We start from the raw sequence: 22793 nt of genomic DNA, 5'->3' as shown, positions 1-22793 counted from the left end.
CCGGACTTTCTCTCATCCATTTTGCCCCGCGCTTTTATATCGTCAGCTTAAACGGAGAACGCCATGCCCTCACTGTCTGCTGCACAGATCGCTCAACGCTACCGAACCCAGCGCCCGAGGCTGCTGCTGTGCATGGTGATTGGCTACGCCGCGTTCTACCTGACGCGTAAAAGCATCAACTACGTGCTGCCGGTTTTGCAGCTGGACATGGGGCTGAGCAAAAGCGACATCGGGCTGATCGGCTCGCTGTTCTATCTGAGCTACGGCCTGTCGAAATTTGCCGCCGGATTGTGGCATGACGGCCACGGGCAGCGGGCGTTTATGGGGATTGGCCTGCTGGCGACCGGAGTCCTGAACGTGCTGTTCGTGTTTAGCCACTCCCTGCCGGTGCTGCTGTTTATCTGGACGCTAAACGGCTTTTTCCAGGGATGGGGATGGCCGCCCTGCGCCCGGCTGTTAACCCACTGGTATTCGCGCAACGAACGCGGCTTTTGGTGGGGATGCTGGAACACCTCCATCAATATCGGCGGGGCGATCGTGCCGCTGGTTTGCGCCTTAGCCGCCCACTTTTTCGGCTGGCGGGCGGCGATGCTGGCGCCGGGGATCATCAGCATCGTGCTCGGCATCTGGCTGACCACGCAGCTGCGGGGCACGCCGCAGGAGGAGGGGCTGCCGACGGTGGGCGAATGGCGCAACGATCCGCTGGAGCTGCGCCAGGAGCTGCAAAGTCCGCCGATGGGGCTGTGGCAGATGCTGCGCACCACCATGCTGCAGAACCCGATGATCTGGCTGCTGGGCGCCTCATACGTGCTGGTGTATCTGATCCGCATCGCGCTTAACGACTGGGGCAACATCTGGCTGGCGGAGAGCCACGGCGTCAACCTGCTGAGCGCCAACGCCACGGTCATGCTGTTCGAGGCCGGCGGCCTGCTCGGCGCGCTGTTTGCCGGCTGGGGTTCTGATTTGCTGTTCAGCGGCCAGCGCGCGCCGATGCTCCTGCTGTTCACGCTGGGGTTAATGGTCTCGGTCGCCGCGCTGTGGCTGGCGCCGGTGCACCACTACGCGCTGCTGGCGATGTGCTTTTTTAGCGTCGGTTTTTTTGTCTTTGGTCCGCAGATGCTCATTGGTCTTGCCGCCGTTGAGTGCGGGCACAAGCAGGCGGCGGGGTCGATCAGCGGTTTTCTCGGCGTATTTGCCTATCTGGGGGCCGCGCTGGCCGGGTGGCCGCTGTCGCAGGTTATCGAACGCTACGGCTGGTCGGGGATGTTCAGCTTGCTCTCGCTGGCCGCCGTATTGATGGGTTTATTACTGATGCCCCTGCTGATGGCGGGCGTCACCGTTTCTCGCAATCACACAACATCCTGAAGGGCTGAATAATGAAAATAACGCTTCTCTCTACCCTCATTGCTTCCGGGCTCGCGCTCGCCGCCCTTACCGGCGCGGCGCAGGCTAAAGGCCGCCTGGTGGTCTACTGCAGCGCCACCAACGAAATGTGCGAAGTCGAAACCAAAGCGTTCGGCGAAAAGTACGATGTTAAAACCTCATTTATCCGCAACGGCTCCGGCAGTACCCTGGCGAAGGTGGATGCGGAGAAGAAAAACCCGCAGGCCGACGTCTGGTACGGCGGAACGCTGGACCCGCAGTCGCAGGCCGGTGAAATGGGGCTCCTGCAGGCCTACCCGTCGCCAAATCTGGCGCAGATCATGGAGAAATTCCGCGATCCGGCGAAGGTGAAAGGCAACCTCTCCTCGGCGGTTTACGTCGGGATCCTCGGCTTCGGCGTCAACACGCAGCGGCTGAAAGAGAAGAATCTGCCGGTGCCAAAATGCTGGAAAGATCTGACCAAAGCGGAATACAAAGGCGAGATCCAGATTGCCGATCCGCAGAGCTCGGGCACCGCCTACACCGCGCTGGCGACCTTCGTTCAGCTGTGGGGTGAAGACCAGGCGTTTGATTATCTGAAACAGCTCAACGCCAACGTTTCCCAGTACACCAAATCCGGCATCGCCCCGGCGCGTAACGCCGCGCGCGGCGAAACGGCGATCGGCATCGGCTTCCTTCACGACTACTCGCTGGAAAAAGAGCAGGGCGCGCCGCTGGAGCTGATCTCCCCGTGCGAGGGAACCGGCTACGAGATTGGCGGCGTCAGCATTCTGAAGGGCGCGCGCAACGCGGAGAACGCGAAGCTGTTCGTTGACTGGGTGCTGTCGAAGGATGCCCAGGAGCTGGCGTGGAAGAAGGGCAAATCTTATCAAATCCTCACCAACACCACGGCGGAAACCTCGCCAAACTCGCTGAAGCTCGATGACCTCAAGCTTATCAGCTATGACATGGATAAGTACGGCTCAACGGAAGTCCGCAAAGCGCTCATTAACAAATGGGTCGCCGACGTGAAGATGGGTCAATAAGCCCGCGACAAGTGGTTATCGCCCGGCGTCCGCGTCGGGCCAACAACACCCGGAAAACTTATGTCACACACATTAGCTCTTCATCCCGCGAAAAAACGGGATGCGGTATTCCTGTGGGTTTTACTCGGCTGGCTGGCGTTTGCCCTGCTGCCGGGCTGGAGCCTGGATTACGGCCTGCTGGAGTCGACGCGCGATGAGATCCTCGCCGCCTACGGCTGGTCGCAGGTCAACGTTAGCTGGCTATGGTATCTGCTCCCGAGCCTGCTGCTGGTCCGCCCGCTGAGCGAAGCGCGCCGCGAGCAGCGGGCCCGCCACTATTTTGACGCCGGCTGGGCGCTGCTGTGCATGGCCTTTATCGTCATCAGCGCCAGCGTAGAGGGCCGGGGTTTAGGCTACGCCGCCATCGTGCTGTTCGTGGCGCTGGGCGCGATCATGACCCTGGCGCTGACGCGCCTCGAATGGCTGGGCGGCGACCGCTTTGTGATTGGCTCGCTGATTACCATCATCGCGCTGATCGGCATTTTTATCGTCTGGCCGAGCATCGCCATTTTTATCCCGATGTTCACCAATGCGGCCGGGGAGTTCGCGCCGCTGGCGTTCCTCAGCGTCCTCTCCCAGGCGCATATCGTACAGGTCATTATCAACTCGATCCTGCTGTCGATTGCCGTCGGGATCGGCTGTACCTTCTTCGGTCTGGTGCTGGCGATTTACACCACCCGCATCGCGAAGCGCAGCGCCATTATCGGGCGCATCTTCTCGATTCTGCCGATCGTCACTCCGCCGTTCGTGGTGGGGCTTGGCGTTACGCTGATGATGGGGCGATCCGGCTACGTGACCGAATTTATGGTGACCTGGTTTGGGCTGACCAACACCAACTGGCTGTACGGTTTTACCGGCATCTGGCTGGCGCAGGTGCTGGCCTTTACCCCGATGGCGTTTATGATCCTCGACGGCGCCATTAAGACCATCCACCCCTCGCTGGAGGAGGCGTCGTATACCCTGCGCGCCAGCCGCTGGCAAACCTTTAACGGCGTATTCGTCCCGCTGCTCAAACCGGCGCTGGCGAACGCCTTCCTGATTGTTATCGTGCAGTCGCTGGCCGACTTCAGCAACCCGCTGGTGCTGGGCGGCAACTTCGACGTGCTGGCGACGCAGATCTACTTCTACATTACCGGCTCGCAGCTGGACTATCAGGCCGCCAGCACCCTCGGCGCGTTCCTGCTGCTGTTCTCGCTGCTGGTGTTCTGCGTGCAGTATATGTGGATTGGCAAGCGCTCCTACGTGACCGTTTCCGGCAAGTCCTACCGCGGCGACGTGCAGCCGCTGCCGGCGATGCTGGTGCGGGGCGTGGTGGCCCTGCTGGCGATCTGGATTGCCTTCAACGCGCTGCTCTACGGCAGCATTTTCTACGGCAGCTTCACCGTCAACTGGGGCGTGGACTATACCCTGACGCTGGATAACTTTATTAAGCTGTTTGGCCAGGGAATGAGCGACGGCGCGTGGCCTTCGCTGCTTGATACCCTGCTGTATGCCGGGATTGCGGCGCCGATCACCGCCGGTTTTGGCCTGCTGATCGCCTGGGTCGTCGTGCGCCAGCAGTTCAGGGGCAAAAAGACCATCGAATTTACCACCATGCTGTGCTTCGCGGTTCCCGGCACCGTGGCGGGGGTGTCGTACATCCTGGCCTTCAACAGCGCGCCGGTTTACCTCACCGGTACGGCGGCGATTGTGATTATGTCGATGGTGATGCGCAACGTGCCGGTCGGCATTCGTGCGGGCATTGCCGGCCTGGGCCAGATCGATAAATCGCTGGATGAGGCCTCGTTGAGCCTGCGCGCCGGGAGCCTACGCACCATTACCCATATCCTGCTGCCGCTGCTGCGCCCGGCTATTTTGTCGGCGCTGATCTACAGCTTCGTGCGCGCCATTACCACCGTCAGCGCGATTGTTTTCCTCGTCACGCCGGATACCCGGGTGGCAACGGCCTACATTCTCAACCGGGTAGAAGACGGCGAATACGGCGTGGCGATCGCCTACGGCTCCATTCTGATAGTCGTGATGCTGGCGATTATTTTCCTCTTTGACTGGCTGATCGGCGAGGCGCGAATCTCCCGCTCAAAAGCCAAAAATCAGGCGTAATTCTATGACTCAAAAACATTTCGTTGAACTGCGCAATGTCGCCAAACGCTTTGGCGATAACACCGTTATCGAAACCATTAATCTTGCCATTCCGCAGGGGCAGATGGTGACGCTGCTCGGGCCGTCCGGCTGCGGGAAAACCACGGTGCTGCGGCTGGTGGCCGGGCTGGAAAAACCCACCAGCGGGCAGATTTTTATCGATGGCGAAGACGTCACCCACCGCTCAATTCAGCAGCGCGATATCTGCATGGTGTTTCAGTCTTACGCGCTGTTCCCCCATATGTCGCTGGGGGAGAACGTCGGCTACGGCCTGAAGATGCTCGGCGTATCGCGCAGCGAGACAAAAGCGCGGGTGAAAGAGGCGCTGGCGATGGTCGACCTGGAAGGATATGAAGATCGCTTTGTCGATCAGATTTCCGGCGGGCAGCAGCAGCGCGTGGCGCTGGCCCGGGCGCTGATCCTCAAGCCGAAGGTGCTGCTGTTCGATGAGCCGCTGAGCAACCTTGACGCCAACCTGCGCCGCAGCATGCGGGATAAGATCCGCGAGCTGCAAAGGCAGTTCAATATTACTTCGCTGTACGTCACTCACGATCAGAGCGAGGCCTTTGCGGTCTCCGATACGGTGCTGGTGATGAACAAAGGCAGCATCATGCAGATTGGCTCGCCGCAGGCGCTGTACCGTCAGCCCGCTTCGCGCTTTATGGCCAGCTTTATGGGCGACGCAAACCTGTTCCCGGCCAGCTTCAGCGCCGATTGCGTGGAGATCCACGGCTATCGTCTGCCGCGTCCGCCGCATTTTACCGCCAGCGGAAGCGGCACCGTTGGCGTCCGCCCGGAGGCGATTACCCTCAGCCAGCAGGGGCTTGAGAGCCAGCGCTGCGTCATCCGGCACGTGGCCTATATGGGGCCGCAGTATGAGGCGATCGTTGAGTGGCACGGCCAGCAGATTTTGCTGCAAATCAACGCCACCCGCCTGCAGCCTGACGTCGGGGATAGCTACTTCCTGCAGATTCATCCGTACGGGATGTTTATTTTACAGGACGCCGTATAGGCGTCTGGCCCCCTGCTTAGCGGCGGGGGGCCGCTGGCACCCGACGACCGGCGCCAAATCAATAGCCGTATTTATCAGCCTTTCCCGACACAGACTCTGCCAACCGCGTATTTACCCTACTTTTAATCACGTTATTCCGCCGCCGCTGGCTATCCATCTTTGCTGAATGGATATTCATTAACTTTATGTTTATAAACAATAAAATTATAAAAATCCCCGAGATGGCAATGTCAACAGCATTCACGCCTGGACCAACTTAAAATCTATAAAAGTAGACGTTTGTCGACTTTTCATCTAAAAAGTCTGGGTAAGGGGCTAGACAAAACCACTATCCGGTTATCAAATGGTTAAATAATATTAAATTTTAAGTAAATGATTGGCCAAATGAAAAAATGGTCAACGCGCTTTCCGCGATTTACAGGCGCTTCGGCGCACCTTATTGGGAGAAGTTATGCATTCCTCTGTTAATAAAAACGAAAGTCGGACCTTCTTTGGTCATCCCTATCCGCTAGGGTCGCTGTTTTTTACCGAAATGTGGGAGCGATTCTCTTTTTACGGCATTCGCCCGCTATTAATCCTGTTTATGGCCGCCACCGTCTATGACGGCGGAATGGGGCTGGCGCGCGAAAACGCGTCGGCGATCGTCGGCATCTTCGCCGGCAGCATGTACCTCGCGGCGCTGCCGGGCGGCTGGCTGGCGGATAACTGGCTGGGTCAGCAGAAGGCCGTCTGGTATGGCTCGATTCTGATTGCGCTCGGCCATCTGTCGATTGCCCTCTCTGCCTGGATGGGCGACACCCTGTTCTTCATCGGGCTGATGTTTATCGTGCTCGGTTCCGGCCTGTTTAAGACCTGTATCTCGGTGATGGTCGGCACGCTGTATAAGAAGGGCGACGCGCGCCGCGACGGCGGATTCTCGCTGTTCTATATGGGCATCAATATGGGCTCGTTCATTGCCCCGCTGATCTCCGGCTGGCTGATCAAATCCCACGGCTGGCACTGGGGCTTTGGCATCGGCGGTATCGGGATGCTGGTAGCGCTGGTTATCTTCCGCCTGTTCGCCGTTCCGGCCATGAAACGCTATGACGGTGAAGTGGGGCTGGACTCCACCTGGAATAGTCCGGTGGCGAAGAAAAACGGCGTCGGCGCCTGGCTGCTGGCGCTGGCGATTGGGGTTGCGGCGGTGATTACCCTGATTGCTCAGGGCATTATCGTGATTAACCCCGTGGCGGTCGCCAGTACGCTGGTGTACGTCATTGCGGCGTCGGTCGCGCTGTACTTTATCTATCTGTTCGCCTTTGCCGGCCTGAGCCGCAAAGAGCGCGCTCGCCTGCTGGTGTGCTTTATCCTGCTGGTCTCAGCCGCCTTCTTCTGGTCGGCCTTCGAGCAGAAGCCAACGTCGTTTAACCTGTTCGCCAACGACTACACCAATCGCACCATCGGCAGTTTCGAAATTCCGGCGGTATGGTTCCAGTCGATTAACGCCCTGTTTATCATTCTGCTGGCGCCGGTATTCAGCTGGGCATGGCCGGCGATGGCGCGTAAAAACGTCCGTCTGAGCAGCATCACCAAGTTTGTTATCGGTATTCTCTGCGCCGCCGGCGGCTTCGGTCTGATGATGCTGGCCGCTGAAAACGTGCTGAGCAACGGCGGGGCAGGGGTATCGCCGCTGTGGCTGGTCGGCAGTATTCTGATGCTGACGCTGGGCGAGCTGTGCCTGAGCCCGATTGGTCTGGCGACCATGACGCTGTTGGCTCCGGAAAGAATGCGTGGTCAGATGATGGGGCTCTGGTTCTGCGCCAGCGCGCTGGGTAACCTGGCCGCCGGCCTGATTGGCGGGCACGTGAAGGCCGACCAGCTGGATATGCTGCCGGACCTCTTCGCCCGCTGCTCGATCGCGCTGCTGATCTGCGCCGCCGTACTCTGCGTGCTGATTGTTCCGGTACGCCGGATGCTGGAAAATACCCAGACCAAAACCGCACAGCAGCCGGCGGCGAACGCCTGACGGTAAAAGAAGCGAGATCCTGCAAGCCGGCGCCTGATGCGCCGGCTTTTTTTCGTCTGCGAGCTACGGCTCCCGGCGCGTGCAGCGGTAAATGAGCGGCACGGCAAACGCGTACAGCACCACCACCGACAGCCAGATGGCCCCGGGCCACCATGTTCTGAGTCCGAAATAGAGCGACGAAAAGGCCAGCGGCGCGACGATCGACGCCAGGCTGACGGTGGAGGCCAGTACGCCCTGCAGCTGCCCCTGCCGATCGGCGTTGACCTGGCGGGTTGCCAGCGCCTGCAGGGCGGGCGCGCCGATGCCCCCGAGGGCGATCAGCGGCATCACCGCAAAGACAACCCAGCCCTGGTGGGCCAGCGACAGGATAATCAGCGCTATGCTGGCACTGGCGATGCCGCAGAGAATAGCCCCGCGCTCGCCGAGCCTGCGGGCTGCCGGGCCGGGCAAAAAGGCCTGCGCCAGCGTCTGGCACACGCCGAACGCGCCCAGCGACAGGCCAACCCACAGCCCATTCCAGTGAAACATATCCTGCCCCCACAGCGTCCAGCAGGTACCGTAGACCTCCCCGGTGGCGCTTAAGAAAAAGAACACCAGCGCGATGCTGAGCAGCCCTTTGGCCGAGAATAGCCAGCGCATAGGCCGGAGGGGATTGAGTTCGGCGAGCGCCATTTTGCGCTTCGCCGGCCGGCGCGACTCCTGCAGGGCCAGCAGCGCCAGCAGGAAGTTAGCGCCGTTCAGCACTGCGGCGACGAGGAACGGCAGGCGCAGGGCGTAATCGCCCAGTACGCCGCCGAGCACCGGACCGATAATAAATCCCGCGCCGAAAGTGGCGTTGAACAGCCCGAAGCGGCCGGCGCGCTTTTCCGCCGGCGTCACGTCTGTCAGCCATGCCATCGCCACCGAAATGTTGGCGCTGGTGAGGCCGGCGATAGCCCGCCCGAGCAGCAGCGGCCAAAGATGGCTGGAGAAAGCCATCAGCAGATAGTTGAGCGCCGCCCCGGCCAGTGAAATGAGCAGTATCGGGCGGCGGCCGAAATTATCGCTTAGCGCGCCGAGCAGGGGGGCGAAAATAAACTGCATCAGGGCGTACAGCGCCGCCAGAATGCCGATATAAGGGGCGATATCGGCGGTGTGAACCACCTCTTTAAGCAGCTGCGGCAGCAGCGGGAAAATAAGCCCGATGCCGACGGCGTCGAGCCAGATAGTGATAAAAATAACGCTCAGGGTTCTGTTCATGGTCGGCTCAACGCGGGGCGCTACGCATAGGGAGTATCCTGCGCGGCGGCGCTGGCGGCATGAAAACTACGTTCGAGAAGCGCGAGGAAATGCTCGCGAACGGCGTCTGCGGGCTGGTCCTGCTGCAGGCGCAGCGCGTCGCTAAAGGCAATGCGCCAGCCGTTGAGCACGATGCTGGCGATCAGCTGCGCCAGCGGGTCCCGGTCGGGCCGCTGAAGGCGCGACGAGATCATGGCGCCTAGCGCCTGGGTCAGGAGGGCAAACTGCTCAAGCGCGTAGGCCTGCAGCGACGGGCTGGCGTGAACGCCCTGCCAGAACGCCGCCACCCGCCGATCCATTCTGACCAGCGGATGCTGCTGGCTCATCAGCTCCTGGACCAGCGCGGAGAACACCGCGACCGGCGCCAGCCCGGGATGCCGATCGAAGGCCTGCTGCAGCAGCTGGTGGATTTCGTCGATGCGATCGAAATAGAGTTCCTCTTTACGCGGGAAATAGTTGAACACGGTCATTTTCGAGACGCCGGCCGCTGCGGCAATATCGGCAATGGTGACGTTATCAAAACCGTGCTGAATAAACAGTTCGGTGGCGGTATTGGAGAGCTGCTGACGCGTAAGGCGCTTTTTTTGCTCACGCAGCCCCTGCGTATGTTGGGGGGTATTCACGTATTTGCTCCGTCGGGCTGATGTCGATGTCGACAGGATAATTTTATGTCGGGTAAAATATTATGATCGATATAAAATTAAGTCCAGCGCTATGATGCATAGCCGGCAGGCGTGCGGGTGAAGTTAAGCGAGAAGTTAAGTCAGAAGTTAAGCGGCAGAAGGCGTGCGGAAGAAGGGCAATACCAGCCGAACCGCGGGGTGAAGGCGGCCCGGCTTCAGGGTTTAGCGGTAGACGATGCCGCCATCGATCAGGATCGCCTGACCGGTAACGTAGTCAGAGTCCGGGCCCGCCAGATAGGAGACCAGGCTGGCCACGTCGTCCGGCGTTTCGGCACGGCCCAGCGCGATGCCTTCCACGTATTTTTTGTAGGTTTCACCGACCGGCGTGCCGGTAATCTCGGAGAAACGTTTGTCGATTTCGGTCCACATGCCGGTACCGACAATCCCCGGACAGTAGGCGTTGACCGTGATGCCGCGGCTGGCATACTCTTTGGCCGCCGCCTGGGTCAGCGCGCGTACGGCAAATTTGGTCGCGGAATAGATCCCCAGCAGGGCGAAGCCATCGTGTCCGGCAATGGAGCAGGCGTTGATGATTTTACCTTTCTGCTGGCGGTCGATAAATTTTTTCGCCGCCGCCTGAATGCCCCACAGCGTGCCCTGGACGTTGATGCGCATGATGCGATCGACCTCTTCCGGGGTCACGTCGGCCAGCGCCTGCACCTGAGCAATACCGGCGTTGTTAACAATAATATCAAAGCCGCCCAGCTGCTTTTCCGCCTCGTCAATTGCGGCGTAAACCTGATCGCGGTCGGCAATATTCGCCACGAACGTGGCCGCCTTGCGGCCCAGGGCCTCGACCTCAGCCGCGACGGCGGCAATTCCTTCCGGGTTGACGTCGACGAGCATCAGCGACGCGCCATCTTTAGCCAGACGTAAAGCAATCCCGCGGCCAATGCCCTGACCCGCGCCGGTGACCAACGCCACTTTATTTTCGATAGCCATTCTGTACTCACCTTGAACTGATTAATAAACGATGGCGGCCCGATGCGTAGCAGGCCCGGCGCGAGAAGGGCGCAGCGGGCCAGGGGAGCATCAGCGCCAGAGAATGGAACTACTGTATAGCGGCGGATAAACGTGGCCTACCCCCCAGCTGGGGGGGATAAGGGGGCCAGCGACGAAAAGGCGGGCAGCGCCCTGGGATCGCAGCGATGGCTTGGTTCAACCTCCTCTCCTTGAGTTACACTCGGGGGATGGACTGGATGAAAAGGTAACGGCACGATGGAATTTTTGCCCTTAACGGATGACTCGCTGAGTGAATTTGTTCCCGAACAACCTTTGGGTTTTACACGCAAACTGCCGCTTATCGCCACCCGCTTTACGCCGCCTCGTTCACCCGGCTCGCTGCAGCTGCGCGACCGCCTGCTGCAGCGTCTGGATGCCGCCGCCGGCAGCGCGCTGACGCTGGTGTGCGCCCCGGCCGGGTTCGGCAAAACGACCCTGCTGGCCCAGTGGTACCATCATCGGCAGCAGCAGGGGGATGCCATCGCCTGGCTGAGCATTGATGAAGACGACGGCCCGCCGCCGCTGTTTATGCGCTATCTTCAGGCGGCGCTGGCGCCCTTGTGGCAAGGGTGGAGCCCGGCGTTTCTCCAGCAGGCTGATGACAGCCTTGCGGCCGATTTCACGCTGTTTCTGGCGGAGCTGGTTAACCAGCTCCACCGCTGCTCGCACCCGCTGTATCTCATTGTTGATGACTACCAGAACATCTCCCACCCGGCGATCCATGCGGGGCTAAGCTGGCTGCTGAACCACGCCCCGCCCGCCCTGCACCTGATTATCGGCAGCCGCTGCCAGCCGACGCTGGCGCTGAGCCGGCTGCAAATGCAGGATCAGCTGGTGGAGGTGGATGATAGCGAGCTGCGCTTTAACGTCGGCGAAGCCAGCGCCTATTTTTCCGCCGCGCTATCGCCGGGATACAGCCAGCAGGAGATCCCCCGGCTGGTGGCCCTGACGGAAGGCTGGGTCGCGGGGATGAAAATGGCCACCTTATCCAGCGGCCGCGCGCCTTCCCATCCGGCTGCAGGCGGGCTGAACGCCGGATCGCGCTCAATCGCCCGCTATCTTGACGAAGTCATTTTTGCCCCTTTGCCCGCCGAGGTGCTCGACTTCCTTCTGCAAACGTCGGTGCTCAACCGGCTGCATCCGGCGCTGTGCGACGCCGTGACCGGCAAAGCTAACGGCGAAGCGATGCTGGCATGGATTGCGCAGCGCAACCTGTTTCTTTCCGCCCTCGACGAGGGCGGGCTGTGGTTTCGCTACCATCCGCTGATGCGCGACGCGCTGCTTTCTCGCCTGCAGCACGGCGGCGAGGAGGATATTCGCCAGCTGCACGAGCGCGCCGGCAGCTGGTTTGCCGGACAGCAGCTGTGGGCAGAGGCGATACGCCACGCCCTTGCCGCGGGTAAGGGCGGCGCCGGGCATGCGGAAGCGGGGGCGCAGTCGCTGGCGGAAGAGGGAGATATCGACACGATGGTGCGCTGGCTCGGCTATCTGCCGGCGGATCTGGACCCTTCGCGGATCGAGCTGCAAATTAACCTCGCATGGGCGCTGGCGCACCGCTTTCGCTTTCAGGATGCCCGCCGGCTGCTTGATGCGCTCGAAACGCTGGCGACGGCCAGCGGCGAAGGATTAGCCCACAGCTCGTGGGTGAAGCTGCGCGTGGTGCGGGCGATTTGCGAAGCCTTTGCCGAGAATATTCCGCAGAGTATTGCCATCGTCGAGCCGCTGCTGCGGGAGGTGCCCTGCGGCGACGTGTGGGTCGATGGCCTGGTGTGCAATATTCTCAGCTACTGTCATCTGGCCAACTCCCGGCCTCAGCAGGCGCTCGACGTGCAGCAGCGGGTATCGGGCGCGCGCGAGGCCAACCGCAATCTGTTCGTCGGCGTGTACCGGGCCTTCGTCATGGCCCAGGGATACCTGCGCCAGGGCAATCTGGCGGAGGCGGAACGCCAGGCAAGCCGGGCGCTGCATGCTGCGGAACGGCAGACCGGCGCCCGCTCCAGCAGCGGCGCGACGCTGGCGCCGATCCTCGCCGAAATCGCCTGGGAGCAGGGGGAGACGCAGCGCATTGATGCTCTGCTGACGCTGCGCCTGGAGATGATCGATGATTTTTGTCCCCCCGACGGCTTCAGCCGCTGCTACATCGTGCTGGCGAAGCTGGCGCGACTCAACGCCCGCAGGGAGGACGCGGCGTCGCTGCTGCTGCACGCCGAAGGGCTGGCGGTTCAGCGCGGGTGGCTGCGGGCGCAGGCTCCGCTGCTGGCCGAGCGAATCAGCCAACTGCTGCAGGACGGCGATACCTCCGCCGCCGAAGCGCTGCTCTCCCGGCTGCAGGCGCTGGCCGGCGACGCGGGCAAAAGCGATGTGGCGCACGCCTCGCTGGCCTTAAGCCACAGTCGGGTGCTGATGGCCCAAGGGGAGCCGATGGCGGCGGCGCAGCGGCTCGATGCGCTGGCGACCGCCCAGGAGCGCTGCGGGGAGTGGCTGTTCGCCGTGCGCCTGCGGCTGCTGCAGGCGCAGGCCCTGTGGCAGGCGAATGCCCAGGATCAGGCCGTCGCGGTCGGCGTTCCCGCGCTGCGGCGGGCAATACGCCAGAAGCTGCTGCGCAGTCTGCTGGACGGCGGCCCGGCGCTGGCGTCGTTACTGCAGCTGATCGCTAAACGCGGCGCGGCAGGGGCGGAGTTCAGCGCCGATCTGACGCAGCTTTTGGCGCAGTTTGCCGCCGCCGGAGTCCCGGTTAACGCCGGGCGCTCCGCGCCGGTAGCCGTACGCTTAACCGAGCGGGAACGGCAAACCCTGCGCCTGATTGCCGAAGGCTACTCGAATAAGGGAATGGCGCGGGAGCTGGGGATTTCGGCGGAAACCGTGAAATGGCATCTCAAGCAGCTGTACGAAAAGCTGCAGGTCAGCGGCCGCATCCAGGCGGTCAATCAGGCGCGAGAGTGGCAGCTATTAAACTAAGCGCGCGGTCACTTCTGCGGGGCTGCGTCCGCCGCCCCGGACGCGTTACTTCGCGCTGATTTCAGCCAGCGGGCTGCGATAGTCGCCGCCCAGCGCTTTGATCAGCGTCACGTCGGTGCTCAGGCGCTGGGCCTGGATATCCAGCAGCATCAGCCGCTGGGCGATGGCCGGCCGACGCGCTTCCTGGGCGGCGTAGTAGCTGATCAGCCCGCGCTGATAGTGCGCGCTGGCGCTGTGGGTGGTGGCCAGGGCGGCGGTCACCTTCAGCTTCTGTAGCGCCGCCTGCTGGTTGAGATCGTTGAGCTGGCTTGAGCTTATCGCCACGTCGCGAACGGCGTCGAGAACGGCCTGGTTGTACTGCTTAATCAGAATATTGCTGGCGGTGCGCACCGAGCGCAAATTGGCGTTCAGGCGGCCGCCGTCGAAGATCGGCAGATAGAGGCCGGGCAGCAGGTTGATCTGCTGGAACGTCGATTTAAACAGATCCCCGACGCTCAGCGCGTTATATCCCCAGAAGGCCTTGATATCAAAGTGCGGGTAAAATGCCGCCTTCGCCGCATCGACCTGGCTTAACGAAGCGCTGACGTAGCCGCGCAGCGCCTGCAGATCCGGGCGGCGGGCCAGCAGCTCGAAGGAGAGCGAGTCGGGCAGCGTTTCCTGCAGCGTCGGCAGCGGAACCGGGTGGAGCTCCGGCATGCTGTGCGCGTCGGCGCCAATCAGCGCGCGCAGGGTTTCGCGATACTGGGTCAGGGTGCCTTTGGCGGCAATCGTCTGCTGCTGCGCCGCCAGCAGCTCGGCCTGAGCGTTGGCGATATCGACGCTATCCTCCACGCCCCGGCGGGTGCGGTGCTCGTGCGCCTGCACCGACAGGCGGGCAATCTCTTCCAGCTGGTTGAGCAGCTCGATTTTCTGGAAGGTGGCCTGCATCGCGAAGTACAGCTGCGCCACGCTGCTGGCGAGATCCAGCTCGATACCGGCGGTTTCCGCCTGGCGCGCGTTCTTCTCGCCGATGGCCGCCGCGACGTGGGCGCGGTCGGCGCCCCATAAATCGATATTCAGCGTCGCGCCGACGCCCACCGTATTCAGGGTGTACCAGGGGCCGTTTTTATCGACCGGCAGAGAGTAGGAGTAGGGCCAGGTGAACTGCTTATTGGTCACCCGCAGGCGGTTTTGCGCCGCCACCGCGGTGGCCTGCACGCCCATTGCCGACTGCGCCAGCTCTACGGTTGACTGCGATTGCGAAATGCGCAGCCGGGCGGCCTGCATGGTCGGGGAGTTCTGCAGCGCGCGGTTCACCAGCATGTTGAGCTGGGCGTCGTCATAGCCTTCCCACCATCTGGCCGCCGGCCAGCCGCTGTTCGCCAGATGAATCACCTGCGCGAGTTCCGCCTGCTGAGGGTTGACTATCCTGACCTGCGCGGGCTCGTCCTGAATCAGCGCGCACCCGGCGAGCAGGAGGAAAGCGAGGGGTGAGTAGCGCAGATAGCGTGCTGCGGTGTCCATTTTTCTCATGACTTATCTGCCTGTCGCGGAATAGCTGAAGGTGCGGACGACCACGTCGGTAATGTCGTCAGTAATGTCGCCAGCGGCGGACCAAAGGGATTGCGGCGATCCGGATGAAGCCCGCGGAGCGGCTCCGGCGCGGCCTGCTGGCGTTCGATATCATCAGCGTAGGCCTGAAGCTGCGCGGCGCTGCGCTGCAGGAAATCATCTCCCGGCGCGGCGTACAGCCGGTAGCCTTCGCTTAAGCGCACGATCTCCTGGGCCTGGAGCCAGGTCGCTTTGACCGGCCAGGTTTTGGCCTCCGGATGCGGGTGGGCCCAGGCGTTGAGCGGCTCGGCCGCCACCCGATGCATCAGCGTTTCGGCACCGTTCAGGGAGTGGAACAGGGGCACCAGCTTGACCTCATCATCCCCGGCGCGCAGGTAGCCGGCGATCTGCCGGTAGAGCCGCGCCAGGCGAGATTTTAGCTGCACGGCTTCGCTATCCGGCCACAGGTAGAGGTGGACGATCGAAGAGACCAGCACCCCGAGCAGGATGCCGATAACCCGATCGCGCAGCTCGGTTAAATTGGCCAGCGGCCCGAACCAGTTGAGGAAGGCCAGCGAAAAGGTAAAGCCAATCTGGATCCCGGCGTAGGCGATGCGCTCCGAGCCGGCCGCGATCCAGGCCGACAGCGCCATCACCGGTAGAGTCATCCCCAGCAGCCCGACGATAGACTCGGTATGCGGCTGAACGTAGACGATCAGCAGCAGCGCCAGCAGGGTCGCGAGCAGGGCGCCGCCGATGCGCAGCCAGGTCTTCTGCAGGGTCGCCCCTAGCCCCGGCTGGGCGACAATCACGCAGCTCAGCATAATAGTATGAATACCCTGCCAGTCGGCGGCGGTATAAAAAACGTAGCACAGCAGGGTCGCCAGCAGCGTTTTGAGGGCGAAGTGCAGGTAGGCCGGATTGCTCCAGGCATCGGGCAGCAGCAGCGGGGCTTTTTCCTCTTCCCCGGCCGGTAGCGCAACCGCTTCGCTGCGGGCCAGCTTGCCCAGGGTGGCGGCCATCTCCTGCAGGATCACGCCGTTGGCGGTATCCCGGGCGACGATCTCCGGCTGCGCGGGCAGCGCGTCGGGGTGCAGGTTCCCGGCCAGCGCCGAGAGCGCGGCGGAGAGCTGCTGGCGTTCTGCGGGATGGTCATCCCCCGGCTGAAGCAGTGCGGCAAGGTGATAGCAATGCAGCGCGGCGGCCATCAGCGATTGCCACCCCTGAGGGTCGGCGGCAATCTCCGGACTGGAGCGGGTGGCCTGCTTATAGAGCGAGTTTAGCTGGGCAAAGTTTTCGGCGATCTCTTTAAACGTCGGCTGGTTTTTCAGCGGCCCCGGCTGAACGAGGAGCTGCGCAACCTGGCGCAGCAGCACGACGATCCGCGCCTTGAGCTGGTAGCCGGGAAACGCCTGCTGAAAACAGGCGTTAACCAGTAGCGTGACCACAATGGCGGTATTAATAACCACCCACAGCCACAGCAGCAGGCGCACCAGAATCTCGCTCTGGCTGGTCATCGACGGGAAGGTTTGCGCGTAGATAACCACCAGCGCCACCACGAAGAAGGCCATCCCCAGCTTGCCCAGCACCCGCATCAGGTAGATCGCGCCGAAAAACAGGAATACCGAGGCCACCAGGCGGATCAGCGGATAATCATAGGTCCATTTGATGATCAGCAGCACGCTGCCCAGCGCCACGCTGACGGTGATAAAAAACACCACGCTCACCAGCTTAATCATCAGCACGTTAGGCTGGCTGACGTAAAACACCACGATCAGCGCGACGGCCAGAAAGGGGATCTGCAGGGTCATAAACAGGACGATCAGCACCGCGCAGCTCAGCGTCAGGCGCAGGGTATAGTTGGCCCGGCCCGGCACATCGCGGAGTTCCCGGCTCAGAAATGACCACATGTTTTGCATGCCTTCCCCTTACTGCGGCTGAAGCACGGCGCTGGCGGAGGCGCCCATGCGGAACAGTTCAGGGTCGGGATCTTTGACGGCGATCTTCACCGGGAAGCGCTGGGAAACGTGGACCCAGTTGATGCTCTTCTGAATAATCGGCAGGCCTTCAATCACGCTCCCGCCCTCGGGCAGCACCCCGGAGCCCACGGAGTCCACCACCCCGGCGAAGGATCTGTCGTGGTTGGTCATGACGGTGACCCGCGCCGGAACGCCGGGGCGGACGTTTTTAAGATCGGTTTCGCGGAAGTTGGCGATCACGTACCAGCGGTCGTCATCCATTAAGGTAAATACCGGCTTGAGCGCCGAGGCGTACTGGCCGACGGTAGTTTTCAGCGCCACCACCACGCCGTTGAAGGGGGCATGGACTTCGGTAAATTCAAGATGCAGTTCCGCCAGCGCAATCTGCGCCAGAATCCCCGCCCGCTGGGCAACCATCGCGTCTACGCCGGAGACGGCGGCGGAGGCCTGCTTCGCCTGCAGCAGCGTCGCCTCCAGTTCGGCGCGGGCGGCCTTTTCCGCGGTTCGCGCCTGGTCGAGATCTTCCTGCGAGGCAAAGCCCTGCGGCACCAGCGGCTCAAGGCGGGTGCGGGAAGAGGTGGTCTGCTTAACCAGCGCCCTGGCGCGCTCTACGGCGGCGGCCACCGACCGGGCGTTGTACTCCTGGGCCTTAACCGTGCGCTGGGTCAGCATGATTTGCGCATCGAGGGTCGTCAGCCGGGCTTTGGCATCGTCGAGCATCGCCTGGTAGGGGCGCGGATCGATGCGGAACAGCAGATCGCCTTTTTTCACCCGCTGATTGTCGCGGATCGGCATCTCGACGATCCGCCCGCTCACTTCCGGCACCACGTCAATGGTGTCGGTATAGACGTAGGCGTCGTTGGTGGCCGGCGAGGTCTGGAGCTGCCAGATAACCACAATAAGCGCCACGATCGCGGCGAGGACGAGGGCCAGCAGGGGCCACTTTTTCCGTAATACGCTTGGGCTGGAGTTTGTCATAGCGGCTTAGTTAACAAAGAAAAGGAACCACAGGATCGTGGCGAACAGGAACATCAGCGCCAGGTAGCTGAAGACCAGCGGCGAAAATCGCGACTGCCAGCCCCGGCGGACGATCAGGATATGGCAGGGAATGAGTAAAAATACGCCGCCCAATAAACAGAAGAACCAGCCTGGAAATGCGGCGCCTAATACCGGGATCGCCGGCGATAAAGAGCAGCCGGAAATTAAAGGCGAGGTTAATAATAGTGCCGGAGGGGCCAGCTTCACTATACGATTCAAGGGAGGGTACCTGCGCGCTCATATCATTGTGGAATGAGTTTAATCCCCCTGCGCGCAATCAGGAAGACTCAAGGCCTATATTTCTGCCTCCGGTTGAGGCTCGGTTTTACAAAACTGGTGAATATCAACGCATTTATTTTGCATTAATGGCGCCGGGGCCGGCGAAATAGAGGCGGAGGGTTTCTGTTGCTGCCCGTAGTCAGCGCCTCCCGCCAGGACTATGCTTAGGATCTGAACAATAAAAATAATGGGGTAATGTCATGGATAAGCAGCTACTGGACGCGGGGTTTCGCGCCTACAGGGGAGAGAAAATCGATGTCTACTTCAATACGGAAATTTGCCAGCATTCGGGGAATTGCGTACGCGGTAGCGCGAAGCTCTTCAATCTGAAACGTAAGCCGTGGATCGTGCCGGATGAGGTGGATGTCGCCACGGTCGTGCGCGTCATTGAGACCTGCCCGAGCGGCGCCCTGAAGTATCGCCAAAAATAAGTGAGGACGTGATGGAAATACTGGAAGGTCACAACAAGTTTTACGTCAATGACGCCGAGGGCAATCAGGTTGCCGAAATTGTTTTTGTGCCCACCGGGGAGCATCTCAGCATTATTGAACATACCGACGTGGACGCGAGCCTGAAAGGGCAGGGCGTAGGTAAACGGCTGGTGGCGAAGGTGGTGGAAAAAATGCGCGGCGAGCAGCGTAAAATTATCCCGCTATGTCCGTTTGCTAAACATGAGTTTGATAATACCCGCGAATACGATGATATCCGCGCCTGATATAAATACGCCGGCTTTCGCCGGCGCTAAATTTCAGGGATGAACGCAGGCGCGCTCCTCGCATCCGGGATCTATTTTTTGGCGCTTATTTCGTTGAGAAAGAGCTTAGCCATAATTTTTTGCCGGAGCCGTGCCCGTCAATATTATTTCAGCAGCACGTTTCCGGCTTCGCGCATAAAGTACGCCGCATCTCCAGGCTTTGTTTCTGCTATCAGCGGGTGCCTTCATTTTCCAGCTTCTGCCTTTTACGCAGATGCGGGAAAATGGTCATCCATACCGCCACCACCACCAGCGTGCCAATCCCGCCAAGCGCCGCGGCCGGTACGGCGCCCATCCACGCCGCCAGCAGGCCGGATTCAAACTCGCCAAGCTGGTTTGAGGTATTGATGAAGATGGCGTTCACCGCGTTCACCCGGCCGCGCATATCATCCGGCGTATCCAGCTGCACCAGCGCGCCGCGAATGACCATGCTCACCATATCGAACCCGCCCAGCGCGGCCAGCGCCAGCAGGGAGAGCCACAGCTTTGTCGAGAGCGCAAACAGCAGCGTCGCCAGGCCAAAGCCGGCCACCGAGGCGAACATGATCAGGCCCACGTTCTTCTCCAGCTTGTTGCGGCTGAGCCAGACGCCCACCAGCAGCGCGCCGACCGATGGCGCACCGCGCAGCATCCCCAGCCCCCAGGGGCCGGTGTGCAAAATATCCTGGGCGAAGATCGGCAGCAGCGCCGTCGCCCCGCCGAGGAGCACGGCAAACAGATCGAGCGAGATCACCCCCAGCACGTCTTTTCTCTCGCGGATAAAATGCACGCCGGCAAACAGGTTCTTGAGGTTCATCGGCAGGCGGGTTTGCGGCGGCCGCTCGTAGCGCAGCCGGCTCACCAGCACAATCGAGAACAGATAGAACAGGGCGGAGACGCCGTACACCACTTCCGGACCCGCCACGTACAGCAGGCCGCCCAGGGTTGGGCCGATAATCACCGCCGCCTGTCCCCCAACGGAGCTGGCCGCCATCGCGCGGGCGAGGATCGGCGGCGGCACCAGCGCCGGCAGCATCGAGGTGATCGCCGGCCACTCCAGCGCTTTTGCCACCGAGATTAAGAAGACCAGCCCCCAAATCTCAATTTTGTCCGCCCAGTGCAGCAGCGTCAGCGCCACCAGCCCGAGTAAGGCCGCCCATTCGATGAACTGGCCTAACAGCACAATGCGCCGGCGATCGAACTGATCCGCGAGGTGTCCGGCGGGCAGGGCCAGCAGCACTGAGGGGAGGAACTGCATCAGGCCGATCATCCCCAGCGCCATCGCGCTGTGAGTGATGGCGTAAATTTGCCAGCTAACGGCAACCGAAAACATCTGAAAGCCAAACGATGAACAGGTGCGCGCCAGCCAAAAAGTGACGAACGACCTGTGCCGCAGCAGCGAATCGTCCGCTGCGGATACCAGTGAACCCATAGTCTTATCCCATTCAAAGCCAATATTCCGGCCAGCATCGTGGTACCGGCCTGGTGAGCAGCCCGTAACGGGCGCTTGTTATCTTTTTTTGCACATTGCAGAGTGCGGCATCTTGTCCGTGCGGACAGTGGCGAGGCGTGCGCTTAGCATGCGGTTGATTATCTTAAATGGGTTTCAGCATGCGCGTCTAAGTATTAACAGGCCTGTAATCTGGGGGGAGCGGCAGGTAAATGGTTTCGGTTACGGCGGGAGGTCAGGGCCGCCGCAATGAGTGGCGCCGGATATCGCACCTGCGTGCGGCCGCGGTCCTGCAAAATGCCCGTATGCTATAGTTTTAAGCTTCTCGGTGAATGAGAAGACGTTTAATCCCCCCACCACGACAGGAAATGTAATTTGCCTCAACCCCCGGAACGGTCGATGCGTCGGACCGCATTTATTGCAGATACCGCTGCGCTGATCCTCTTCTTCACGACAACCGGCATTATTAACGAACGGGTGATAGCCGGTATGACGTGGGAGCAGGTTCTCCACGCCCGTCTTCTGGGAGCGGCCCTGATGGTTCCGGTCGCAAGACCCTACGGCATCTGGCGGGATTGGCTGATGCGGCGCGCCGGCCCTGGGCGGGTGTCTCAGCTGCTATGGGACAGCGCGGCCCTGGTCAGTTTCCAGGTGCCGATCTATGCGCTGATCATTGCCTTCAGCGGCGCCTCGGGAAGCGGGCTGATTCGAGGCACTCTCGGCGCCGCGCTGATGATGCTTTGTCTGGGCAGGCCTTACGGCGCGTTTCTGAACTGGGTGCGTCGGTTATTTGGCCTGCCTCCTGGGGGGAGTAAGCCGATGTCATTGAACAGCTGAGCGGGGCTACGACCCGCTGCGCCTTTAGAGTCCGGGCCACATGCCACCAACGCGGCCCATCGGAACCTGGGCGAACATGGGAAGCACCGACCGGTCAATGTCTTCCCACCGCGCATCGTAAGCCAGCCCGATATTTTTAGCCGTTTGACGAAAGGCTTTATCCAGGCTGGAGCTATGAATGGTGCCGGGTGAAACGGTATTCACCGTTTGCAACCGCCCCGAACAGGAATAACGTTATGTAATCTCCCGGCCTTCGCCGCAGCATAATCTGGCCTCTTGTCCGGCGGCATCAGCGCTGCCAGGCTCGAAATATTAATGACTCTTCCCCATGCCTGAGCGCGCATACCCTTTCACCGAGATTTCTTTCCGCTGGTTTTCTGCACCATCGTGCCGGTCCATCGCCACCAGGTATAGATACGGGGTGCTTACACCTTCATTGACTCCGTAAAAACAGGCGGTGAAAAAGATCGGTCAACAGGTTAGAGACAATAAACACGCAGGCGGCGAAAATGGTGGTGCCAATCACTACCGGGAAATCGCCGTCCAGCGCCGCATCAATCGCCAGCCGTCCGACGCCGTCGAGGCCGAACATCTTCTCGGTGACAATTGCGCCGCCCATAATCGCCGCCAGCTCCAGCCCGGTGAGCATCAATACCGGGCTAAGCGCTGGCTTTAACGCGTGATCGAAGTATACCCGCCACTCGCGCACCCCTTTTGCCCGCGCGGTACGGATATAGTCCTTGTGCAGCACGTCGAGCATACTGCTGCGCAACACGCGTTGAAAAATAGCTGTTTCAGCCAGCGTCAGCGTCAGCCACGGCAGCGCCAGATGCCGCGCCCACTGCCACGGGTCATCGCGCAGGGCCACATAGCCGCCAGCAGGAAACCAGTTTATGTTATGCAGCGACAGCTGATAAAACAGGAAGAAGATAATCAGCATCCCGCTCAGGAAGGTGGGTAGCGACAGCGCGACGTAGGCGAAGAACGCCAGCAGGCGGTCGACAAAGCGGTCGCGGTAGCGTGCCGCCAGCACGCCGGTGAGCAGCGACACCACCGTCCAGATAACCAGCGCGCCCAGCGCCAGCGACAGCGTAACCGGCACCTTCTCCAAAATCAGCTGGGTGACCGGCGTCTGGAAACGGAACGAGTAGCCCAGCGCTGGCGGCCAGTGCAGCATGCCCACCGGCGCGCCCTGGATCTCCGGGCCACGCAGCAGGAAATAGCGCAACTGCTGATACCAGGGATCGTTGAGGTGCAGCGCCCGGGCTATAGCCTCAACGGCCTCTGGCGTGGCGTTTCGCGGCGCCAGCATCACCGCCGGATCCTGATAGGCGATACGGGTGAGTAAAAAGGCGACGATCAGCACCAGCAGCAGCGTCAGGGCGCTACGCAGCAGCGTGTTAAACAGAGTGGAAAAAGTCAT

At 61.2% G+C, this 22793-nt stretch carries 20 protein-coding genes; 9 read left to right on the top strand and 11 right to left on the bottom strand.

Going from position 1 to position 22793, the window contains the following annotated elements; genetic code table 11:
* Nucleotides 1-63 precede the first annotated feature (63 nt).
* The 5 genes from uhpC to NWP14_RS17960 all read left to right on the top strand — a co-directional run bounded on the left by uhpC (nucleotide 64) and on the right by NWP14_RS17960 (nucleotide 7603).
* Nucleotides 64-1365, top strand: a complete 1302-nt coding sequence (gene uhpC, locus NWP14_RS17980; RefSeq protein WP_375215764.1) for an MFS transporter family glucose-6-phosphate receptor UhpC — start codon at nucleotides 64-66, stop codon at nucleotides 1363-1365.
* 11 nt (nucleotides 1366-1376) lie between these two features.
* On the top strand, nucleotides 1377-2408 hold the full coding sequence (locus tag NWP14_RS17975) for an ABC transporter substrate-binding protein (RefSeq protein WP_095099139.1): 1032 nt from the start codon (nucleotides 1377-1379) through the stop codon (nucleotides 2406-2408).
* Between the two features lie 60 nt (nucleotides 2409-2468).
* The gene (locus tag NWP14_RS17970; RefSeq protein WP_375215763.1) at nucleotides 2469-4547 is read left to right on the top strand and encodes an ABC transporter permease; all 2079 of its coding nucleotides are present in this window, start codon (nucleotides 2469-2471) and stop codon (nucleotides 4545-4547) included.
* A 4-nt stretch (nucleotides 4548-4551) separates the two neighbouring features.
* The gene (gene fbpC, locus NWP14_RS17965) at nucleotides 4552-5598 is read left to right on the top strand and encodes a ferric ABC transporter ATP-binding protein (RefSeq protein WP_375215762.1); all 1047 of its coding nucleotides are present in this window, start codon (nucleotides 4552-4554) and stop codon (nucleotides 5596-5598) included.
* A 451-nt stretch (nucleotides 5599-6049) separates the two neighbouring features.
* Nucleotides 6050-7603, top strand: a complete 1554-nt coding sequence (locus tag NWP14_RS17960; RefSeq protein WP_095099131.1) for a peptide MFS transporter — start codon at nucleotides 6050-6052, stop codon at nucleotides 7601-7603.
* 63 nt (nucleotides 7604-7666) lie between these two features.
* On the opposite strand, the gene NWP14_RS17955 is transcribed toward NWP14_RS17960, so the two are convergent.
* The 3 genes from NWP14_RS17955 to NWP14_RS17945 all read right to left on the bottom strand — a co-directional run bounded on the left by NWP14_RS17955 (nucleotide 7667) and on the right by NWP14_RS17945 (nucleotide 10506).
* Nucleotides 7667-8842 (bottom strand): TCR/Tet family MFS transporter, encoded by a 1176-nt coding sequence (locus tag NWP14_RS17955; RefSeq protein WP_375215761.1) that lies wholly within the window; start codon nucleotides 8840-8842, stop codon nucleotides 7667-7669.
* Nucleotides 8843-8862: 20 nt separating this feature from the next.
* Nucleotides 8863-9504: a TetR/AcrR family transcriptional regulator gene (locus tag NWP14_RS17950; RefSeq protein WP_375215760.1), complete on the bottom strand. Its 642-nt coding sequence runs from the start codon at nucleotides 9502-9504 to the stop codon at nucleotides 8863-8865.
* Between the two features lie 222 nt (nucleotides 9505-9726).
* Entirely contained in the window at nucleotides 9727-10506 is a 780-nt protein-coding gene (locus tag NWP14_RS17945) for an acetoin reductase (protein WP_041147129.1), read from the bottom strand.
* Between the two features lie 276 nt (nucleotides 10507-10782).
* Between NWP14_RS17945 and NWP14_RS17940 the strand changes: the two genes are divergently transcribed.
* Nucleotides 10783-13524 (top strand): LuxR C-terminal-related transcriptional regulator, encoded by a 2742-nt coding sequence (locus tag NWP14_RS17940; RefSeq protein ID WP_375215759.1) that lies wholly within the window; start codon nucleotides 10783-10785, stop codon nucleotides 13522-13524.
* Nucleotides 13525-13569: 45 nt separating this feature from the next.
* On the opposite strand, the gene NWP14_RS17935 is transcribed toward NWP14_RS17940, so the two are convergent.
* The 4 genes from NWP14_RS17935 to NWP14_RS17920 are packed head-to-tail and all read right to left on the bottom strand — an operon-like array spanning nucleotide 13570 to nucleotide 18290.
* Nucleotides 13570-15036 carry an MdtP family multidrug efflux transporter outer membrane subunit gene (locus tag NWP14_RS17935; RefSeq protein WP_095099119.1) on the bottom strand — a complete coding sequence of 489 codons (1467 nt, stop codon included), beginning with the start codon at nucleotides 15034-15036 and terminating at the stop codon, nucleotides 13570-13572.
* Nucleotides 15033-16973: an FUSC family protein gene (locus NWP14_RS17930; protein ID WP_375215758.1), complete on the bottom strand. Its 1941-nt coding sequence runs from the start codon at nucleotides 16971-16973 to the stop codon at nucleotides 15033-15035. The genes NWP14_RS17935 and NWP14_RS17930 overlap by 4 nt, the downstream gene beginning before the upstream one ends.
* Nucleotides 16974-16982: 9 nt before the next feature.
* Nucleotides 16983-18011: a multidrug transporter subunit MdtN gene (gene mdtN / locus NWP14_RS17925; protein ID WP_331834811.1), complete on the bottom strand. Its 1029-nt coding sequence runs from the start codon at nucleotides 18009-18011 to the stop codon at nucleotides 16983-16985.
* 6 nt (nucleotides 18012-18017) lie between these two features.
* A complete protein-coding gene (locus NWP14_RS17920) occupies nucleotides 18018-18290 on the bottom strand; it encodes a YtcA family lipoprotein (protein WP_095099110.1) in 273 nt (90 codons plus the stop codon).
* A 260-nt stretch (nucleotides 18291-18550) separates the two neighbouring features.
* On the opposite strand from NWP14_RS17920, the gene yjdI reads away from it, so the two are divergent.
* Together yjdI and NWP14_RS17910 are read left to right on the top strand one after the other, a co-directional pair.
* The gene (gene yjdI / locus NWP14_RS17915; protein WP_346430707.1) at nucleotides 18551-18781 is read left to right on the top strand and encodes a 4Fe-4S mono-cluster protein YjdI; all 231 of its coding nucleotides are present in this window, start codon (nucleotides 18551-18553) and stop codon (nucleotides 18779-18781) included.
* 11 nt (nucleotides 18782-18792) lie between these two features.
* Nucleotides 18793-19065 carry a GNAT family N-acetyltransferase gene (locus NWP14_RS17910; protein ID WP_095099104.1) on the top strand — a complete coding sequence of 91 codons (273 nt, stop codon included), beginning with the start codon at nucleotides 18793-18795 and terminating at the stop codon, nucleotides 19063-19065.
* A 211-nt stretch (nucleotides 19066-19276) separates the two neighbouring features.
* Here NWP14_RS17910 and NWP14_RS17905 read toward each other — a convergent pair whose 3' ends face one another.
* Nucleotides 19277-20515, bottom strand: coding sequence for an MFS transporter (locus tag NWP14_RS17905; protein WP_331834810.1), 1239 nt, complete (start codon nucleotides 20513-20515; stop codon nucleotides 19277-19279).
* Nucleotides 20516-20932: 417 nt separating this feature from the next.
* Between NWP14_RS17905 and alaE the strand changes: the two genes are divergently transcribed.
* Nucleotides 20933-21370: an L-alanine exporter AlaE gene (gene alaE, locus NWP14_RS17900; protein WP_346430709.1), complete on the top strand. Its 438-nt coding sequence runs from the start codon at nucleotides 20933-20935 to the stop codon at nucleotides 21368-21370.
* 24 nt (nucleotides 21371-21394) lie between these two features.
* On the opposite strand, the gene NWP14_RS17895 is transcribed toward alaE, so the two are convergent.
* The 3 genes from NWP14_RS17895 to NWP14_RS17885 all read right to left on the bottom strand — a co-directional run bounded on the left by NWP14_RS17895 (nucleotide 21395) and on the right by NWP14_RS17885 (nucleotide 22793).
* Nucleotides 21395-21574: a hypothetical protein gene (locus NWP14_RS17895; RefSeq protein WP_198389042.1), complete on the bottom strand. Its 180-nt coding sequence runs from the start codon at nucleotides 21572-21574 to the stop codon at nucleotides 21395-21397.
* Complete coding sequence (locus NWP14_RS17890; protein ID WP_198389041.1) at nucleotides 21571-21714, bottom strand: SDR family NAD(P)-dependent oxidoreductase; 144 nt, start codon at nucleotides 21712-21714, stop codon at nucleotides 21571-21573. The genes NWP14_RS17895 and NWP14_RS17890 overlap by 4 nt, the downstream gene beginning before the upstream one ends.
* A gap of 89 nt (nucleotides 21715-21803) precedes the next feature.
* Nucleotides 21804-22793 carry an ABC transporter permease gene (locus tag NWP14_RS17885; protein ID WP_331834809.1) on the bottom strand — a complete coding sequence of 330 codons (990 nt, stop codon included), beginning with the start codon at nucleotides 22791-22793 and terminating at the stop codon, nucleotides 21804-21806.

The sequence above is a fragment of the Klebsiella sp. C349492 genome, assembly GCF_042055345.1.
GTDB classification, from domain to species: Bacteria; Pseudomonadota; Gammaproteobacteria; order Enterobacterales; family Enterobacteriaceae; genus Klebsiella; species Klebsiella scottii.
This window is presented reverse-complemented; position numbering and strand designations above follow the sequence as displayed.

Bases quoted from the DNA above. Each gene is read 5' to 3' on its own strand.
- uhpC (WP_375215764.1), top strand. From the start codon at position 64: ATGCCCTCACTGTCTGCTGCACAGATCGCTCAACGCTACCGAACCCAG.
- NWP14_RS17975 (WP_095099139.1), top strand. From the start codon at position 1,377: ATGAAAATAACGCTTCTCTCTACCCTCATTGCTTCCGGGCTCGCGCTC.
- NWP14_RS17970 (WP_375215763.1), top strand. From the start codon at position 2,469: ATGTCACACACATTAGCTCTTCATCCCGCGAAAAAACGGGATGCGGTA.
- fbpC (WP_375215762.1), top strand. From the start codon at position 4,552: ATGACTCAAAAACATTTCGTTGAACTGCGCAATGTCGCCAAACGCTTT.
- NWP14_RS17960 (WP_095099131.1), top strand. From the start codon at position 6,050: ATGCATTCCTCTGTTAATAAAAACGAAAGTCGGACCTTCTTTGGTCAT.
- NWP14_RS17955 (WP_375215761.1), bottom strand. From the start codon at position 8,842: ATGAACAGAACCCTGAGCGTTATTTTTATCACTATCTGGCTCGACGCC.
- NWP14_RS17945 (WP_041147129.1), bottom strand. From the start codon at position 10,506: ATGGCTATCGAAAATAAAGTGGCGTTGGTCACCGGCGCGGGTCAGGGC.
- NWP14_RS17940 (WP_375215759.1), top strand. From the start codon at position 10,783: ATGGAATTTTTGCCCTTAACGGATGACTCGCTGAGTGAATTTGTTCCC.
- NWP14_RS17935 (WP_095099119.1), bottom strand. From the start codon at position 15,036: ATGAGAAAAATGGACACCGCAGCACGCTATCTGCGCTACTCACCCCTC.
- NWP14_RS17930 (WP_375215758.1), bottom strand. From the start codon at position 16,973: ATGCAAAACATGTGGTCATTTCTGAGCCGGGAACTCCGCGATGTGCCG.
- mdtN (WP_331834811.1), bottom strand. From the start codon at position 18,011: ATGACAAACTCCAGCCCAAGCGTATTACGGAAAAAGTGGCCCCTGCTG.
- yjdI (WP_346430707.1), top strand. From the start codon at position 18,551: ATGGATAAGCAGCTACTGGACGCGGGGTTTCGCGCCTACAGGGGAGAG.
- NWP14_RS17910 (WP_095099104.1), top strand. From the start codon at position 18,793: ATGGAAATACTGGAAGGTCACAACAAGTTTTACGTCAATGACGCCGAG.
- NWP14_RS17905 (WP_331834810.1), bottom strand. From the start codon at position 20,515: ATGGGTTCACTGGTATCCGCAGCGGACGATTCGCTGCTGCGGCACAGG.
- alaE (WP_346430709.1), top strand. From the start codon at position 20,933: ATGCGTCGGACCGCATTTATTGCAGATACCGCTGCGCTGATCCTCTTC.
- NWP14_RS17890 (WP_198389041.1), bottom strand. From the start codon at position 21,714: ATGCGCGCTCAGGCATGGGGAAGAGTCATTAATATTTCGAGCCTGGCA.
- NWP14_RS17885 (WP_331834809.1), bottom strand. From the start codon at position 22,793: ATGACTTTTTCCACTCTGTTTAACACGCTGCTGCGTAGCGCCCTGACG.